Annotated in this window: 17 protein-coding genes; 7 read left to right on the top strand and 10 right to left on the bottom strand. The window is 52.0% G+C overall.

Features of this window, described 5'->3' with window-relative positions; all coding sequences use genetic code 11:
• Nucleotides 1-41: 41 nt before the first annotated feature.
• From BMX91_RS14020 to BMX91_RS15820, 5 genes are all read right to left on the bottom strand, one after another.
• Complete coding sequence (locus tag BMX91_RS14020; protein ID WP_092055574.1) at nt 42-806, bottom strand: STAS domain-containing protein; 765 nt, start codon at nt 804-806, stop codon at nt 42-44.
• Nucleotides 760-1,437 carry a cobalamin B12-binding domain-containing protein gene (locus BMX91_RS14015; RefSeq protein WP_092055572.1) on the bottom strand — a complete coding sequence of 226 codons (678 nt, stop codon included), beginning with the start codon at nt 1,435-1,437 and terminating at the stop codon, nt 760-762. The genes BMX91_RS14020 and BMX91_RS14015 overlap by 47 nt, the downstream gene beginning before the upstream one ends.
• Complete coding sequence (locus tag BMX91_RS14010; RefSeq protein ID WP_092055570.1) at nt 1,424-1,798, bottom strand: hypothetical protein; 375 nt, start codon at nt 1,796-1,798, stop codon at nt 1,424-1,426. The genes BMX91_RS14015 and BMX91_RS14010 overlap by 14 nt, the downstream gene beginning before the upstream one ends.
• Nucleotides 1,795-2,100 (bottom strand): antibiotic biosynthesis monooxygenase family protein, encoded by a 306-nt coding sequence (locus BMX91_RS14005; RefSeq protein WP_092055568.1) that lies wholly within the window; start codon nt 2,098-2,100, stop codon nt 1,795-1,797. Before BMX91_RS14005 ends, BMX91_RS14010 begins: the two co-directional genes overlap by 4 nt.
• Nucleotides 2,101-2,233: 133 nt before the next feature.
• On the bottom strand, nt 2,234-2,404 hold the full coding sequence (locus BMX91_RS15820) for a hypothetical protein (RefSeq protein ID WP_177168409.1): 171 nt from the start codon (nt 2,402-2,404) through the stop codon (nt 2,234-2,236).
• A 160-nt stretch (nt 2,405-2,564) separates the two neighbouring features.
• Between BMX91_RS15820 and BMX91_RS14000 the strand changes: the two genes are divergently transcribed.
• Both BMX91_RS14000 and BMX91_RS13995 read left to right on the top strand, forming a co-directional pair.
• Nucleotides 2,565-4,730, top strand: a complete 2,166-nt coding sequence (locus BMX91_RS14000; RefSeq protein ID WP_092055566.1) for a copper-translocating P-type ATPase — start codon at nt 2,565-2,567, stop codon at nt 4,728-4,730.
• Nucleotides 4,731-4,855: 125 nt separating this feature from the next.
• Complete coding sequence (locus tag BMX91_RS13995; RefSeq protein WP_092055563.1) at nt 4,856-5,590, top strand: urease accessory protein UreH domain-containing protein; 735 nt, start codon at nt 4,856-4,858, stop codon at nt 5,588-5,590.
• A 91-nt stretch (nt 5,591-5,681) separates the two neighbouring features.
• Here the strand turns inward: BMX91_RS13995 and BMX91_RS13990 are convergent, their stop codons facing one another.
• Nucleotides 5,682-6,302, bottom strand: coding sequence for a YdhK family protein (locus BMX91_RS13990; protein ID WP_407640884.1), 621 nt, complete (start codon nt 6,300-6,302; stop codon nt 5,682-5,684).
• Nucleotides 6,303-6,469: 167 nt separating this feature from the next.
• On the opposite strand from BMX91_RS13990, the gene BMX91_RS13985 reads away from it, so the two are divergent.
• The 4 genes from BMX91_RS13985 (at nt 6,470) to BMX91_RS13970 (ending at nt 11,202) form a co-directional block, all read left to right on the top strand.
• Nucleotides 6,470-7,879: a sensor histidine kinase gene (locus BMX91_RS13985; RefSeq protein WP_177168408.1), complete on the top strand. Its 1,410-nt coding sequence runs from the start codon at nt 6,470-6,472 to the stop codon at nt 7,877-7,879.
• A complete protein-coding gene (locus BMX91_RS13980; protein ID WP_177168407.1) occupies nt 7,854-8,534 on the top strand; it encodes a response regulator transcription factor in 681 nt (226 codons plus the stop codon). The genes BMX91_RS13985 and BMX91_RS13980 overlap by 26 nt, the downstream gene beginning before the upstream one ends.
• Before the next feature lie 186 nt (nt 8,535-8,720).
• Nucleotides 8,721-9,107, top strand: coding sequence for an ArsR/SmtB family transcription factor (locus tag BMX91_RS13975; protein ID WP_092055558.1), 387 nt, complete (start codon nt 8,721-8,723; stop codon nt 9,105-9,107).
• On the top strand, nt 9,097-11,202 hold the full coding sequence (locus tag BMX91_RS13970; protein ID WP_092055556.1) for a heavy metal translocating P-type ATPase: 2,106 nt from the start codon (nt 9,097-9,099) through the stop codon (nt 11,200-11,202). Before BMX91_RS13975 ends, BMX91_RS13970 begins: the two co-directional genes overlap by 11 nt.
• A gap of 188 nt (nt 11,203-11,390) precedes the next feature.
• On the opposite strand, the gene BMX91_RS13965 is transcribed toward BMX91_RS13970, so the two are convergent.
• The 4 genes from BMX91_RS13965 to BMX91_RS13950 all read right to left on the bottom strand — a co-directional run bounded on the left by BMX91_RS13965 (nt 11,391) and on the right by BMX91_RS13950 (nt 13,328).
• Nucleotides 11,391-11,924 carry a hypothetical protein gene (locus tag BMX91_RS13965; RefSeq protein ID WP_092055553.1) on the bottom strand — a complete coding sequence of 178 codons (534 nt, stop codon included), beginning with the start codon at nt 11,922-11,924 and terminating at the stop codon, nt 11,391-11,393.
• A gap of 100 nt (nt 11,925-12,024) precedes the next feature.
• Nucleotides 12,025-12,618, bottom strand: a complete 594-nt coding sequence (locus tag BMX91_RS13960) for a putative immunity protein (RefSeq protein WP_218143883.1) — start codon at nt 12,616-12,618, stop codon at nt 12,025-12,027.
• A gap of 42 nt (nt 12,619-12,660) precedes the next feature.
• Entirely contained in the window at nt 12,661-13,008 is a 348-nt protein-coding gene (locus BMX91_RS13955; RefSeq protein ID WP_092055551.1) for a DMT family transporter, read from the bottom strand.
• Nucleotides 13,005-13,328, bottom strand: a complete 324-nt coding sequence (locus BMX91_RS13950) for a DMT family transporter (protein WP_092055740.1) — start codon at nt 13,326-13,328, stop codon at nt 13,005-13,007. Before BMX91_RS13950 ends, BMX91_RS13955 begins: the two co-directional genes overlap by 4 nt.
• 272 nt (nt 13,329-13,600) lie before the next feature.
• Between BMX91_RS13950 and BMX91_RS13945 the strand changes: the two genes are divergently transcribed.
• Nucleotides 13,601-13,789 carry a hypothetical protein gene (locus BMX91_RS13945; RefSeq protein WP_092055548.1) on the top strand — a complete coding sequence of 63 codons (189 nt, stop codon included), beginning with the start codon at nt 13,601-13,603 and terminating at the stop codon, nt 13,787-13,789.
• Nucleotides 13,790-13,814 lie beyond the last annotated feature (25 nt).

Raw genomic sequence — 13,814 nt, 5'->3', positions numbered from 1 at the left:
GGAGCAACCCAATCGGGGGCTCCTGCTTTATTTATGAGATTTCACTGATCCAAATAAGTCAATTCCTCTTTTAATGAATGGTTGAACTGAACCCATTGGTCAAGGTCATGCCGGTTCAGCTCTTTTGCAAGATTTGGCTTGATGCCGATCAGCTTGATGACATTGCCGGTCATGAATTTTAGGGTTTTTACCAGCTGGATGAATGTTCCGATGCCATCTGCATGGACCTCTCCGACGGCTGTGAGATCAAAGAGGACCATTTCATAGCTCCCGCTGAAGACGGATTGCAGGCAGCTTTCGGAAATGGTGTTGATCTTATCCGCTGTGATGTCGCCGAACAGGGGAATCAGGCACAGCGTGTCGGACAGCGGGATGAACGGGCCGGACAGGCGGTCCATCCGCTTCAGTACATTTTCCAGTTCTTCTTTCTTCTCCAGCAACTCGAAATCGCTAGAAGAGAGACGGTTCTGGATGTCGGCAAGCTTTTGGATCAGCTCTTCATTGGAGCTGTCTTTCGGCAGGAAAATCATACCGGCCTGATTTTCCGAATCCCACTGAAGGTGGACATCGAACAGGCCCAGGGGGTTTTCGTTTGTCTTCATATTCAGTTCCATCTTGACCGGGGACAGTCCGGCCTCCGAACTTATCCGGTCCAGTTTGTTGATTGATTCTTCATCGACCAGGGTTCTGATGTGTCCGCTGCTCAGGTCAAAATGATCTTCGGCGAGAGCAGAATAGGCGACAATTCTTCCGTCCCTGTTAACTTTCAAATACGGGAGGGGAAGGGGTAGAGTTAGTTGTTCCACTTTGCTGTCCTCCCGTCAAATCGTTTTGAATCCATCTTTCTGTTTCCGGCAAGCTCCGGAGGATGACTGTATCTTCCTTGCAGTGCGGGCGGAGGTTATATAGGTCCGTCAGGCGGCCGCCGACAAGGACAGCCGGATTTTCCGGAAGTCTGCTGAAAGCATCTACGTACTGTTGGAGCTTTGGCAGATGGTACACGATGCTGACCGACAGCCCGATCACGTCCGGCTTCCAGTTTTCCGCAGTGTGAAGGGCATATTCCAGGGGCAGGCTCGGCCCGAAATATCGGGTTTCCCAGCCATGCTCCTTAAATAGGCTGTCGACCATCTTCAGGCCGAGATAGTGCTGTTCGCCGTCGAGACAAAGAAACATCGCCTTGCCGGCAGACGTTTCTTTCCCGATTCCATAACTCAGTCGGGAAAGGATAAAATCGCATGTCGCGGTTGCCAGGTGCTCGTCGGCAACCGTGATCTTATTGGTTTCCCATAAATGCCCGATATGTCGCATGGCCGGTGTCATGAGATTGTGATAAACATCCGGCCTGGCGGACTCGGGATAATTCTCGATACACGCCCATGCCTTGTCCGGATCACCTTCAAGCAGACAGGAAGCGAGCGCTTCAATGTGTGTCATGTTCCACCTCTTCAGTACCAGCGACTTGCTCCAGAGTTGTGATGGCTTCTGACAGATATCTGTAATAGCTTTCGGCCTGTTCACTCTTGTCTTCCGCGAGCAGGGACCGGATGATCTGATAGTTATCGATGAGGTGCTTGGTCTTCATGCCGTGCCTGGTCAATATTCCGTTGAGCCAGACCGCATAATCGGTGAAAACTTTCGCTTCGTTCAAGGCATAGGCGGTCTGGAGATGTTTCATATGATGATGGTTATCTTCCCGGCACTTTGCTTTTCCCTGTTCGCCGAATCGTTCCAGGAGGGCCGGCTCGAGTTCATAGATCTTTTCGGTTACCTGATTGACGATTTCATCAGTGTTCACTTGGCCACCACCTTGAACTTGGACACCTTCGGAATGATGGAGGCAAGCTCCTGGTCCGGATACTTTTTCTCCAGCTCATGGATTCTGCGGAAGTCCTCGCTCCGTGCCCAGTTTAAATAATTCTCTTTTGTATCGAATATCAGCTGCACGGTCAGTTCGCCGGGACGGCGGTCGTTCTGCAACAGCAGGAAATCGACAAATCCTTCTGCCCGGTCGACCAGACGGGAGCGGTTTTGATAGATCCGGATGACTTCCTCCGATTTTTCCGGGGGAACATCAAAGGTTGAAAAGACGGTATACATCAGCTTTCCCCCTTTTCTAGCAAATCGTGTCTTGCAAGCTTAACATACTATTGTGCTGTTCCGAAGTCCGAAACATTGAATTGGACATGAAAAAGGGCAGGGGCACCCACACGGATGCGCCTGCCCTTTTTATTCAGACCCAGTCAAACAGCCGGCCTAACGAACGGCCGATCCACGTCAGCATTCCCCACAGGAGCCTGAACGGCCAGACAAGCAGTTCAGGGAACCACAGAAAGAATTCCGCAATGGTGCTTCTGTCCTTTTTCCTCTTCTGTCCTTTCCCATCTGGTCCCTGTCCGTTCATCTGATCTCCTCCTGTTTGGTTTCTTCCCTCTCTGCTCCATACGGTTTATCCGACAAAAAGGTTTCAAATACGTTCGCTAAGATGAAAAGTTCCGAACATTCCGATTGGTTTTTATACCGGTAGGGAGTATGATGGAATTGACTAGAATAGGAGGGAGACCATGTCAGGATCACACAATGACCATGACCGGAATCATTCCAGCCATACGACCCCAGATGCGGGGCACGATGGACACCACCACGAGCACCATTCTTCTCCGGATCAGCCTGTGAACCCGGAACAGAATGAACATTCACATTCACATCATGACGATGACTATAGCCGGCACGGACACTCAGATCATGCTACTGCCCAGGGACACGGCGGCCATCATGATCATCATTCTCATATGATCGAGGATTTCAAAAAACGGTTTTACATTTCTTTGATCGTGACCATTCCGATTATGATCCTCTCCCCCATGATCCAGTCATTCCTTGGCGTGGACTGGCGGTTTGGAGGGGACATGTACATCTTGTTCGCCCTGTCGACCTTCGTCTTCTTCTATGGCGGCTGGCCGTTCCTGCAAGGGGCGAAAGAGGAACTGAGCGAGCGCTCGCCGGGGATGATGACATTGATCGCCCTTGCCATCATCGTCGCTTATGTCTACAGCACTGCTGCCGTTTTTGGGCTGGCCGAGCATGAGTTCTTCTGGGAACTCGCGACCTTGGTCGATATCATGCTGCTGGGGCATTGGATCGAGATGCGATCTGTCATGGGGGCATCCAAGGCTCTGGAGGCGCTGGCTAAGCTGATGCCATCTGAAGCACACCTGATTGACGAGAACGGGAAAACGAAAGACGTACAAGTGGGACAACTGAAAGCCGGCGACCGTTTGCTGGTGAAGCCGGGAGAGAAGGTCCCTGTCGATGGAGAAATCCTGGAAGGGAAATCATCTGTTGATGAATCCATGCTCACCGGAGAATCCGTCCCGGTTGAAAAGTCGTCGGGTATGGAAGCGATCGGCGGTTCCATCAACGGTGAAGGTTCGCTGATCCTGTCGGTGAAGAAAACCGGGGAGGAAACCTATCTTTCTCAGGTCATCTCCCTCGTGAGGGAAGCGCAGGAGTCCAAATCAAGGGCTCAGGACCTTGCGAACCGGGCAGCCAAATGGCTGTTTTACGGCGCGCTTGCGGCAGGTTTAATCACGTTCGCGGTTTGGCTGCTGCTGGGCTATCCGGTGTCCTTTGCCATTGAGCGAATGGTGACCGTGCTCATCATCGCCTGCCCGCACGCACTTGGGCTGGCCGTTCCGTTGGTGATTGCTGTCTCCACTTCCATCGCTGCAAGGAAAGGACTGCTGGTCCGAAACCGGACGGCATTTGAGGGGGCACGGAATATCGAGGCGGTCGTATTCGACAAAACCGGAACCCTGACGAAAGGGGAATTCGGGGTAACGGATATCGCAACCGTAGACGGCATCAGTCCTGAAGATCTCCTTTCCTATGCAGCTGCTGTCGAAACCCAGTCCCAACACCCGCTGGCCAGGGGGATCATCAAGAAAGCAGATGAACTTAACTTAACCCGCAGAAAAGTGAGTGACTTCCAATCGCTTACCGGGAAAGGACTTCAAGGGATGGTCGATGGCAAGGAAGTCATGGTCGTCAGTCCGGGACAGGTGAGGGAACTGGATCTGTCGTTTGACCAGGAACGGTTCAATCAATGGTCGTCCGAAGGGAAGACGGTCGTATTCACCGTCATCGATGGTCGGCTGGGCGGTATGATTGCGCTCGCCGATATCGTACGTGAATCTGCAATTGAAGCGGTCCGGACACTGAAAGAGATGGGCGTCAAATCGATCATGCTGACGGGGGACAATGCCAAGGTTGCCAATTATGTCGGCCGTCAGATTGGAATGAAGGAAATCATTGCGGAGGTGCTTCCGCACGAGAAGGCGGACAAAATTGAAGCGCTGCAGAAGGAAGAGCACTTAAAGACGGCGATGACTGGGGACGGTGTCAATGATGCGCCCGCTCTTGCCAAAGCCGATCTCGGCATTGCAGTCGGTGCCGGAACAGATGTGGCCATCGAAACAGCGGACGTGGTCCTGGTAAAAAGTGACCCGCTGGACGTTGTGAATATCTTCAAACTGTCGCGGGCCACCTACCGGAAGATGAAGCAGAATCTGTGGTGGGCCGCGGGGTACAATATCCTTGCCGTCCCGCTGGCTGCAGGAGTTCTGTATAAATTCGGCATCCTGATGAGCCCGGCGGTCGGAGCTGTATTGATGTCCCTGAGTACGGTCATTGTAGCCATCAACGCAAGGCTGCTGACCATTGACGAATAAAAGATGGGGAAGCCATGGGGCTTCTCTTTTTTTTGATTCATGTATTTGTAAAGAACCCTGCACCATTTCTTCATGCGCATCCGTTAACATAGTTACAGGAAGAAACGAAAGGCAGGAAGAAGAGAATGTACGGGCTGTTTTCCGAGATCAGCGCAGTTATTGGAGGGCCATTTAACACGCTCTCTTACATATACGCCGATAATCCGTTCTTGTTTGCATTATTTTTAGGCCTGATTGGTGCCGTTGCTCCGTGTCAGCTGACGGGGAATATCAGCGCCCTGACCTTTTACGGCAGCCGGACACTCCAGAGCCGGACAGACTGGCTGGATGTCGGCTCGTTCATCGCCGGGAAAGTGGTTGCTTTTACAGGCCTCGGCCTGTTTGCATGGTTATTCGGCCAGACGTTCCAGGACCAAATCATCGACTATTTTCCGGCAATACGCAAGGCGGTCGGCCCGCTCATCGTTCTGGGCGGCTTGGTCATGCTTGGAATTTTCAAGCTCAGATGGGTGAACCGGCTGTCGGCTAGAATCCCGCAGCCGCTGAGAGAAGGGCGGATCGGATCATTTTTGATGGGCGTCACGTTTTCGATTGCATTCTGCCCAACGATGTTTGTTCTGTTCTTCCTGTCCCTCATCCCGACGGTCCTGGACACTTCTTACGGCCTCGTTTTGCCGGCGGTGTTCGGGGTGGCCACGTCCTTGCCGCTCCTGATCGTATTGGGCGTCATGGAGTATCTCCATCTGGACCGGCGTTCTTTCAAGACTGGCAGAAAGGTCGGCGCCATCATCCAGAAATCGGCCGGTGTTTTCCTGGTGGTCATCGGACTGCTGGATACGGTGACGTACTGGACGTATTGAAGGAATGATAAAAGACTGCAGGCAAGACGGGTTTCCGTCGCCTGCAGTCTTTTTCATTTTTTCGATATGATTGCACTGATTAGGTTGTCTATTACTCCTCGGACAGCTCGTCTTCCGTCACCCACTTATGGTTCTTGACCTCTTCGTCGCTATCACTTGGAACAAAGTCGACCATATAGACCGTCGTCTGTTCTGCGGAATCAATCGTGGCCGTTGCTCCGTTCATCCCCGGCATATGGTCTGCGGCAAGCGTCACTTCAGTCCCGGGCTCAAGCGGTGCTTCTCCGGGATTCTCAAGCTCTTCATGAATCACCCATTTATGGTCTTTGACAGGCTCGCCTCCGTCAGTCGGGGTATAGGTGACCGAATAGGCCGTCGTCTCGAACGCTCCGCTGATGGTTGCTTCGACTCCATTCATGCCCGGCATATGATCGGCATGCATCATCGCTGTGCTGTCAACCGGGAATTTAGGGTTTTCGGCTTCCTTCAGGCCTTCCGGCACTTCGCCGGAACTGCTGTGCATGGAGTGCGGGTCCTGGCTGGCATCATTTTCGCTGCTTTCTTCCTGAGCAGGCTGTCCCGTGTTTTCATCGGCTTGCTCAGTCTGCGGGGCGGCATCTTCTTGGGGTTCTGTGTCGTCAGACTGGCAGCCTGCAAGCAGGAGGGCAAGGGTCACTGCTGCTGCGGATGTTTTCCATTTCATTAGGTTCATGTATTTAACCTCCTTGGATGAAAATCGTTCCAGCCTTAAGATACCCACTTAGCATGCAGGTTCTGTGCAGATATTATGAACAATTGAATAAGTTGATGGGTTTCTGCGCCGAAACCTTTCCTTCCTCAGATAGAATGAAAGAAGAAATCTGCCAAGGGGAGAGGTGCATGATGTTTAGTAAGCTTTCCATCCGATTGGGGCTGCTCTTGTTCAGCATTCTACTTTTGATTGAACTTCTGCTGTATGCAGGGCTGTATGTCTCCCTGGCCGATGAGCGGGCCGATGAAGTGATTGGACAGCTGTTGGCTCGGGGGAATACTCACCGGGATGTGCTTGAAGATCATTTTGATGAAGTGACACTTAACCATGTAATTATGATGGAATCCGCATCTGACTTTACGGTCGTCGTTACAGATGGGAGAGGTGGGATCCTTGGTCGCTCGGCAGACGTAGAACCGGTTTTACTGGAGGAAGTCCTCCATTCTGATAATGAAACGGTTCCCAATGCCGGAAGAGTACTAGAATCGGGATGGCGAGAGCGCGAATTCATCGTTACCGACAGTCCCCTTACCGTTGAAGGCCGGCACAGGGGACATGTGTATATGTTGGCACCGTCCGCGATGATCCGGGAGACTGTCGGGGAGCTGGGTCGCCGATTCCTGATGGTCGGTGCCTTTTCAGTGCTCCTGACGATTCTGGTCATTCCTTTCCTGACGCGCTTTATCACCAGGCCGCTGCTCCGTATGAAGCGGGTGACAGAGCAGCTGGCATCGGGAGGCCGTCCTTCCGGTCTCGATACAGCAAGATCAGACGAATTGGGCGATCTTGCCCGCTCGATCGGCCAACTGTCAAACGACCTGGAGCGGATGAGAAATGAGCGGAACGAGTTTCTCGCCAGTGTTGCCCATGAGCTCAGGACGCCGATCACTTATATCAAGGGCTATGCGGATCTTGCATCAAAGACAGGAACCGATGAACAGTCACGAAAAAAATATAACGAGATCATTCAGGACGAGGCCGGACGTCTTAACCGGCTGGTCGGCCAGTTACTGGACCTGGCCCGCTCGGAAAGGCAGGGGTTTGCAGTCAGCTTGTCTTCTGTCAGTCTGTCTTCCCTTGCCGAATCGGTTTTTTCCCTTGTCGGTCCGGCGTTTCAGGAAAAAGAGGTCCAACTGTCATGCAGGATTCCGGATGACCTGACTGCGGAGTTGGATGCCGGCCGCTTCCAACAGGTGCTTCTGAACCTTTTGGATAATGCGCTGAAACATACGCCTTCGGGGAAAGAGGTGACCCTGGAAGCGGTCCGGACGAAAAAAGGTGTCCGGATCACAGTCACGGACGAAGGGGAGGGAATTCCGGTAGGTGAGCAGTCGGCTGTGTTCGAGCGGTTCTACCGGGTGGACAAGTCGAGGTCCAGAAAAAGCGGAGGAACCGGCCTTGGGCTTGCTATTGTCAGAGACATTGTCGAGGCGCACGGCGGCACGGTTTCGGCGGAAACCAGGCCCGGCGGGGGAACCGTCATGACGATCACATTGGAAAGGGGAAATGGAGATGGCGCAAATCCTGCTCGTGGATGACGAACCGATGATGCTGGACCTGCTCAAGCTATATTTGGAACCGCATGGATTCCGCTGCCTGAAGGCAGCATCGGGAGAAGAGGCGCTGAATTTGCTGGATCTGCAAAGACCGGATCTGGTCTTGCTGGATATTATGATGCCAGGCATGGACGGATGGACGGTCTGCCGGGAAATCCGGCATCGGTCTGCAGTTCCCATTCTGATGCTGACGGCCCGAGGTGAGACGGAGGATGTGGTGAAAGGGCTGGGCGCAGGTGCCGATGACTATCTGATAAAACCCTTTGAAGAAGAGGAACTGGTAGCCCGGCTTCATGCATTGCTCAGGCGGTCGGGCATGACCGGAGTACTTGAAACCGGCGGCCTTATCTATGATCGGGACTCTTTCACGCTTACATATGGGGGAAAACCAATCCGCCTGACACCGAAGGAGTTTGCATTACTGGGAAAGTTGATGAGTGAAACGGATAGGGTATTCAGCCGGGACAACCTGCTGGGGCATGTGTGGGGATGGGATTCGGAGACGGAAGGGAGAACAGTCGACTCGCATGTGCGGAACCTCCGAGAGAAGATCCGGAATTCTGGTTTTCCGATTGACCATCACCTGCTTACTGTCAGGGGGATTGGATACAAGTGGAGTGATAAGGGACTTTACTAAAGGAAACGGGCAAGAGAGCGCATTTTCTCTTGCCCGTTTTAATGTCCATGAATCCGGATGTGAGATTTAAGAAGAAGGTGGGCAAACATAGTCAAATGCTTGTTTGATTATTGGATTGACATTCGGGGGAGGGTTTGAATACAATAAAAACAAACATTCAAACGAATATCATAATGAGGTGAAGCCATGACATCCGAGAAGGTCAGCAACCTGTCCAAAGATACATGTGATACTTTTTGCTACGACGAAGAGAAAGTCACCCGCATCCAGGCGAAAATCGATCAGGTCAGCGGTGTCGAGATGATTTTCAAGGCATTGTCTGATGCTACCCGGCTAAAGATCGCCTATGCGCTTACATTGGAAAAAGAGCTGTGCGTCTGTGACGTGGCCAATATCATTGGGGCCACGACAGCGACTGCTTCGCATCACTTGAGGCTGCTCCGCAACATGGGGCTCGCCAGATACCGCAAAGAAGGCAAACTGGTGTTTTATTCGCTGGAGGATGATCATGTACGTCAGCTTGTGTCCATTGCAATGATTCACGAAAAAGAAGGGATCCGTCATGGAAGATAAACAGAACGTCTACCGGCTGCAGGGACTGTCCTGCACGAACTGTGCAGCCAAGTTTGAGAAAAACATCCGTTCCATCGAAACGGTGGAGGACGTTCAGCTAAACTTCGGTGCGATGAAAATCACGGTCAAAGGCGACGCCTCCATAGCGCAGCTGGAGAAGGCGGGCGCGTTCGACGGCATCAAAGTGTATCCGGAGCGGGAGCGGCTGGAGAAGCCGGAGCCGTTCTGGAAAAAGCGTGAAAACATCGCGGCGATGATCTCTCTCGTGTTCATCATCGCGGGGTATGTCTCCTACTTCCAAGTGGGAGAAACGAGTCCGGTGACCATCGGGCTGTTCGCTTTGGCGATCTTGATCGGCGGGTTTGACCTGTTCAAGGTGGGGCTGCAGAACCTGACGAAGCTCGAGTTCGACATGAAGACGCTCATGACGGTCGCAGTCATCGGGGCGGCCCTCATCGGCGAATGGGCTGAGGGAGCCGTCGTCGTGTTCCTCTTTGCTGTCAGTGAAGCGCTTGAGGCGTACTCCATCGACAAAGCACGCCAATCCATCAAGGCGCTGATGGAGATTGCGCCGAACCGGGCTACGGTCAGACGCGGAACAGAAGTCATGGAAATCGACGTGGAAGATGTCCGGATCGGCGATGTCATGCTCATCAAGCCCGGCCAGAAGCTCGCGATGGATGGCGAAGTCATCAAAGGGCAGTCGTCCATCAACCAGGCCGCCATCACCGGCGAATCGATTCCGGTCCATAAAACGGCCGGAGACGAAGTGTTCGCAGGCACGCTGAACGAAGAAGGTGCTCTGGAAGTCCGGGTCACCAAGCGGGCGGAAGACACAACGATCGCCAAAATCATCCACCTGGTGGAAGAAGCACAGGCGGAGCGCGCCCCTTCCCAGCAGTTTGTCGACAAGTTTGCGAAATACTACACGCCCGCCATCATGGTGATCGCCTTGCTGGTGGCCGTCATTCCGCCGCTGCTATTCGGCGCTTCATGGGCCGAATGGGTGTACAGCGGACTTGCGGTCCTCGTCGTGGGCTGCCCTTGTGCACTGGTCATTTCTACACCTGTAGCCATCGTGACCGCGATCGGGAACGCAGCCAGAAAAGGCGTCCTTATCAAAGGCGGCATCCATTTGGAAGAGACCGGGAAGCTGAAAGTGGTCGCCTTCGACAAGACCGGCACGCTCACTGAGGGCAAACCGGTCGTCACGGATATCCACAGTTTGTCGGACATGGACACCGATGAGATTCTGGCCGTTTCAATGGCGATTGAATCCTATTCGCAGCACCCGCTCGCTTCCGCGATTGTCCGCAAAGCGGAAGAGGCAGGCGTGGAAACCGTTCCGGCATCTGATTTTCATTCCATCACAGGCAAAGGGGCAAAAGCTTCGGTTGGCAGCGAAATCTACTACATCGGAAGCCCGAAATTGTTTGAGGAACTTCTCTCAATAGCGGATTCTGTGTCTGGTCAGGTCAAGAATCTTCAGAAGCAGGGCAAAACAGTTATGCTGCTCGGGACCGACCGGGAAATCAAAGGTCTCGTCGCGGTTGCCGACCAGGTCAGGAAAAGCAGTGCGTCGATCATCAAAAAGCTTCATCAGATCGGAATCGAGAAGACCGTCATGCTGACTGGTGACAACGAGGCCACCGGCCAGGCGATCGGCCGTCAGCTTGGACTAAGTGAGACCAAGGCAGAATTGTTGCCCGAAGATAAGCTGAATTACATCAGAACCCTGCGCGGGCAAAACGGCAATGTCGCCATGGTCGGCGACGGTGTCAATGATGCACCGGCACTGGCCGCAGCCACGGTCGGTATCGCTATGGGCGGGGCAGGGACGGACGCCGCGCTGGAAACGGCCGATGTCGCCCTGATGGCCGATGATCTTGAAAAATTGCCGTACACGATTGCTTTGAGCAGGAAAACGCTGGCGATCATCAAGCAGAACATCACGTTTGCACTGCTGGTCAAACTGGTCGCCTTGCTTCTCGTGGTGCCGGGCTGGCTCACGCTCTGGCTCGCAATCTTCGCGGACATGGGCGCAACGCTGATAGTCGTTGCCAACTCACTGCGGCTATTAAGAACGAAAGAATAAAAAGAGCAGGTCGTGAAAACAACGGGTTCGGAGTACAAAACATAAAAAACTGTTAAGACCCTTAATAGATTTATCTTTGCAATTGTAATTGGTCCGGTGATTAACAAGTAAAACAACACAAAAAAGGAGCTTGGATAACGATAACCAAGCTCCTTTTTTCCTTTTCTTCAACTAAAGCACACATTAGCTTAATGAGCTTCTCTCCACCCGATTTTCTGAATAATAATAGCTGCTACTTGATTCTCGTGAAACCCAAACTCAATGTTTATCATATTATCCTTATCAAAATATCCAACCGTTTCTAAGCCGCCTTCAACTCTTTCATAATAATTTTGACCATATCTTTTAATTACTATTTCTTTTGTATTCCCAATTTTAATTTCTTTTGCAGTTTTATATTTCTTTGAGTTTTCGCTTTCTCTTTTAATGAATATTTGCATAACCTTGTCATCTATAAGGTCAAATTCCACTCCATCGTAACTTAAATATTTCGACTTGGGATTTTCTATTTCTTCGACATTATTTGGTTCTCCAAAAGCAGTTATTACATCGTTCTCATTTGAATTTATTGATATAGAATTTATTTTTTCTCCAGAGAGGTCAATACTATTTGTACTTTTATAGAAGTCCATAGTTTCCTTTGCAAATGCGTCACACCCTGTTAAAAATATGAACATAATTATAGTCGAAATTAATGCGGTAACTTTCAAATGACTTTTCAAAACAATCCCCCCATTTTTACTGCAACGATAAAAGACCAAATAACTTACCGTCTCCGCGAGCAGTTGTTAAAGATAATCCGCAGCCGCGGAACCTTAAAATTCAGGTTCCAGGGCTGTATATGTTGGCTTTCTTTTTTTCGCCTACCAATTTTTCCTTGTTCGGCTTCGAATCATCCAATAAAAACTGAGCCCAATCGAGTTCAAGGGTATCGGTCGTTTCTTGCCAATAGTGCAGCCGCTGTTCATAGAAACGAATCTTTTCTTTTACCGGTTCTGCAAAGTGGTCAGGGCCATGCTTCCTGACAATGGCCGTCAGCTCATAGATGGGCAATCCCATTGCATGGGATTCCACATGTACAGTCGCTCCGGCGTGGCCAATTGCACGGCATAAAGCGCTGTACACTTGGTCATCGATTTCTTTTGCAGCGGCATGAGCACCTAAAATCGCCTGTCTGGCTTCAGGCATTTTGATTTTGCCTCTTGCCCACTCCTCGCAGCGGACCAGGCATATTCCGGGTCTTGTCTCATCGGGATACTTTTCTTCGAATCGGGACAATGTCACTTCTGCACAATCCAAAGCCCACATCACGAGCGTCCGGAGATGCTGAATTTGAATCAGTCCGATCAAATCCTGCAGGCAAAGGCTGTCACGGGAAAACAACAGCTGATTCTTTTTCTTGATCTTGAGTTCCACATCGGAAAACATAATGTCCCCACCTTTCTCGCCCATGACAGGTTACTGGCCTTCAGGTTCCCCGGCTATTTTAGAACTGCTGGAATTAAGCATGATGACCCCGCCAATAATCAGAAGCACCCCGGCGATTTTCAGGGGACCGAATAGCTCGCCCCAGACCAGCGCCCCGAGGAGTGCAGTGAGTGCGGTCCCGATGCCCGACCAGATGGCGTAGGCCAGACTGAGCGGAACGGTCTTCAGACATAGTGATAGGCAGTAGAACGACAGTCCGTAGGCCGCTGCGACACCCAGGGTAGGGAGGAGGATCGTGAAACCTTCCGACAGCTTCAGCATTGCGGTGCCGAACACTTCGGTGAGGATGGAAATGGTGAGATAGAGATATCCTCTCATTCTGCACCTCCAACGTTCAGAAGGATGACGCCCGCGATGATCATGGCGAGCCCGGCAAGCTTCCGGCCGTCAAATCCTTCTTTATAGACGATGACGCCGACCATCGCGGTAAGTGCGGTACCGAGCCCCGACCAGACGGCGTAGGTCAGGCCGAGCGGCAATGTCAGTAAGGTCAGCGACAGGGCATAGAAGGCGAGTCCGTATCCGGCGACGACGCCGAGCGTCGGCAGTGGCTTCCTGAACCCGTCGGTCGCCTTCAGGAGGGAACTGCCGATCACCTCGCTGATGATGGCGGCGAACAGCAGTGCGTAAGCATTCATGAAAATCCCTCGCTTGATGTTGATGGATGTCAATCTAGCTTCTCCTATTTGAAGAGCAGTTGGCAATCAAAATACATCCGGAGTGTGGCCCATCCGCGGAACCTGCGCGAGTGTCACGGAACTGCCCGCGAGTGTTACGGATCCAGCCCTGAGTGTTACAGAACTGCCCGCGAGTGTTACGCAACCCGCCATGAGTGTTACGTAACCGTCCCATCTTTATTACTGCGAACGGTTTGCTATAATGGAAGATAAAGGGTTAGGGGGGTGGCCGCATGTATATAAAATCACGAATCAAACAACTTTTGCCCGTAGTACTTGCCATGGCCGCAACGTTCATGGCGATTGGCTTGCTTATGGAGGACCCGGACTATACCACAGCCATTCTCGCAATTGCAATTGGCCTGGTGATCGGGGAGATCATTCATTATCTCGGTGCGAAAAAAGAACGGCCGGAACCATGATGGAGCGTCCTGCGGGGCGCTCTAT

Origin of the sequence: Bhargavaea ginsengi (assembly GCF_900109165.1) — a bacterium.
Classification (GTDB): Bacteria; Bacillota; Bacilli; order Bacillales_A; family Planococcaceae; genus Bhargavaea; species Bhargavaea ginsengi.
The sequence above is the reverse complement of the archived record's forward strand: the minus strand, read 5'-3'. Positions and strand labels throughout refer to the sequence as shown.

Coding starts and splice junctions, on each gene's coding strand:
- BMX91_RS14015 (WP_092055572.1), bottom strand. CDS start 1,437: ATGACACACATTGAAGCGCTCGCTTCCTGTCTGCTTGAAGGTGATCCG.
- BMX91_RS14005 (WP_092055568.1), bottom strand. CDS start 2,100: ATGTATACCGTCTTTTCAACCTTTGATGTTCCCCCGGAAAAATCGGAG.
- BMX91_RS15820 (WP_177168409.1), bottom strand. CDS start 2,404: ATGAACGGACAGGGACCAGATGGGAAAGGACAGAAGAGGAAAAAGGAC.
- BMX91_RS14000 (WP_092055566.1), top strand. CDS start 2,565: ATGTCAGGATCACACAATGACCATGACCGGAATCATTCCAGCCATACG.
- BMX91_RS13995 (WP_092055563.1), top strand. CDS start 4,856: ATGTACGGGCTGTTTTCCGAGATCAGCGCAGTTATTGGAGGGCCATTT.
- BMX91_RS13990 (WP_407640884.1), bottom strand. CDS start 6,302: ATGAACCTAATGAAATGGAAAACATCCGCAGCAGCAGTGACCCTTGCC.
- BMX91_RS13985 (WP_177168408.1), top strand. CDS start 6,470: ATGATGTTTAGTAAGCTTTCCATCCGATTGGGGCTGCTCTTGTTCAGC.
- BMX91_RS13980 (WP_177168407.1), top strand. CDS start 7,854: ATGGCGCAAATCCTGCTCGTGGATGACGAACCGATGATGCTGGACCTG.
- BMX91_RS13975 (WP_092055558.1), top strand. CDS start 8,721: ATGACATCCGAGAAGGTCAGCAACCTGTCCAAAGATACATGTGATACT.
- BMX91_RS13970 (WP_092055556.1), top strand. CDS start 9,097: ATGGAAGATAAACAGAACGTCTACCGGCTGCAGGGACTGTCCTGCACG.
- BMX91_RS13955 (WP_092055551.1), bottom strand. CDS start 13,008: ATGAGAGGATATCTCTATCTCACCATTTCCATCCTCACCGAAGTGTTC.
- BMX91_RS13950 (WP_092055740.1), bottom strand. CDS start 13,328: ATGAATGCTTACGCACTGCTGTTCGCCGCCATCATCAGCGAGGTGATC.
- BMX91_RS13945 (WP_092055548.1), top strand. CDS start 13,601: ATGTATATAAAATCACGAATCAAACAACTTTTGCCCGTAGTACTTGCC.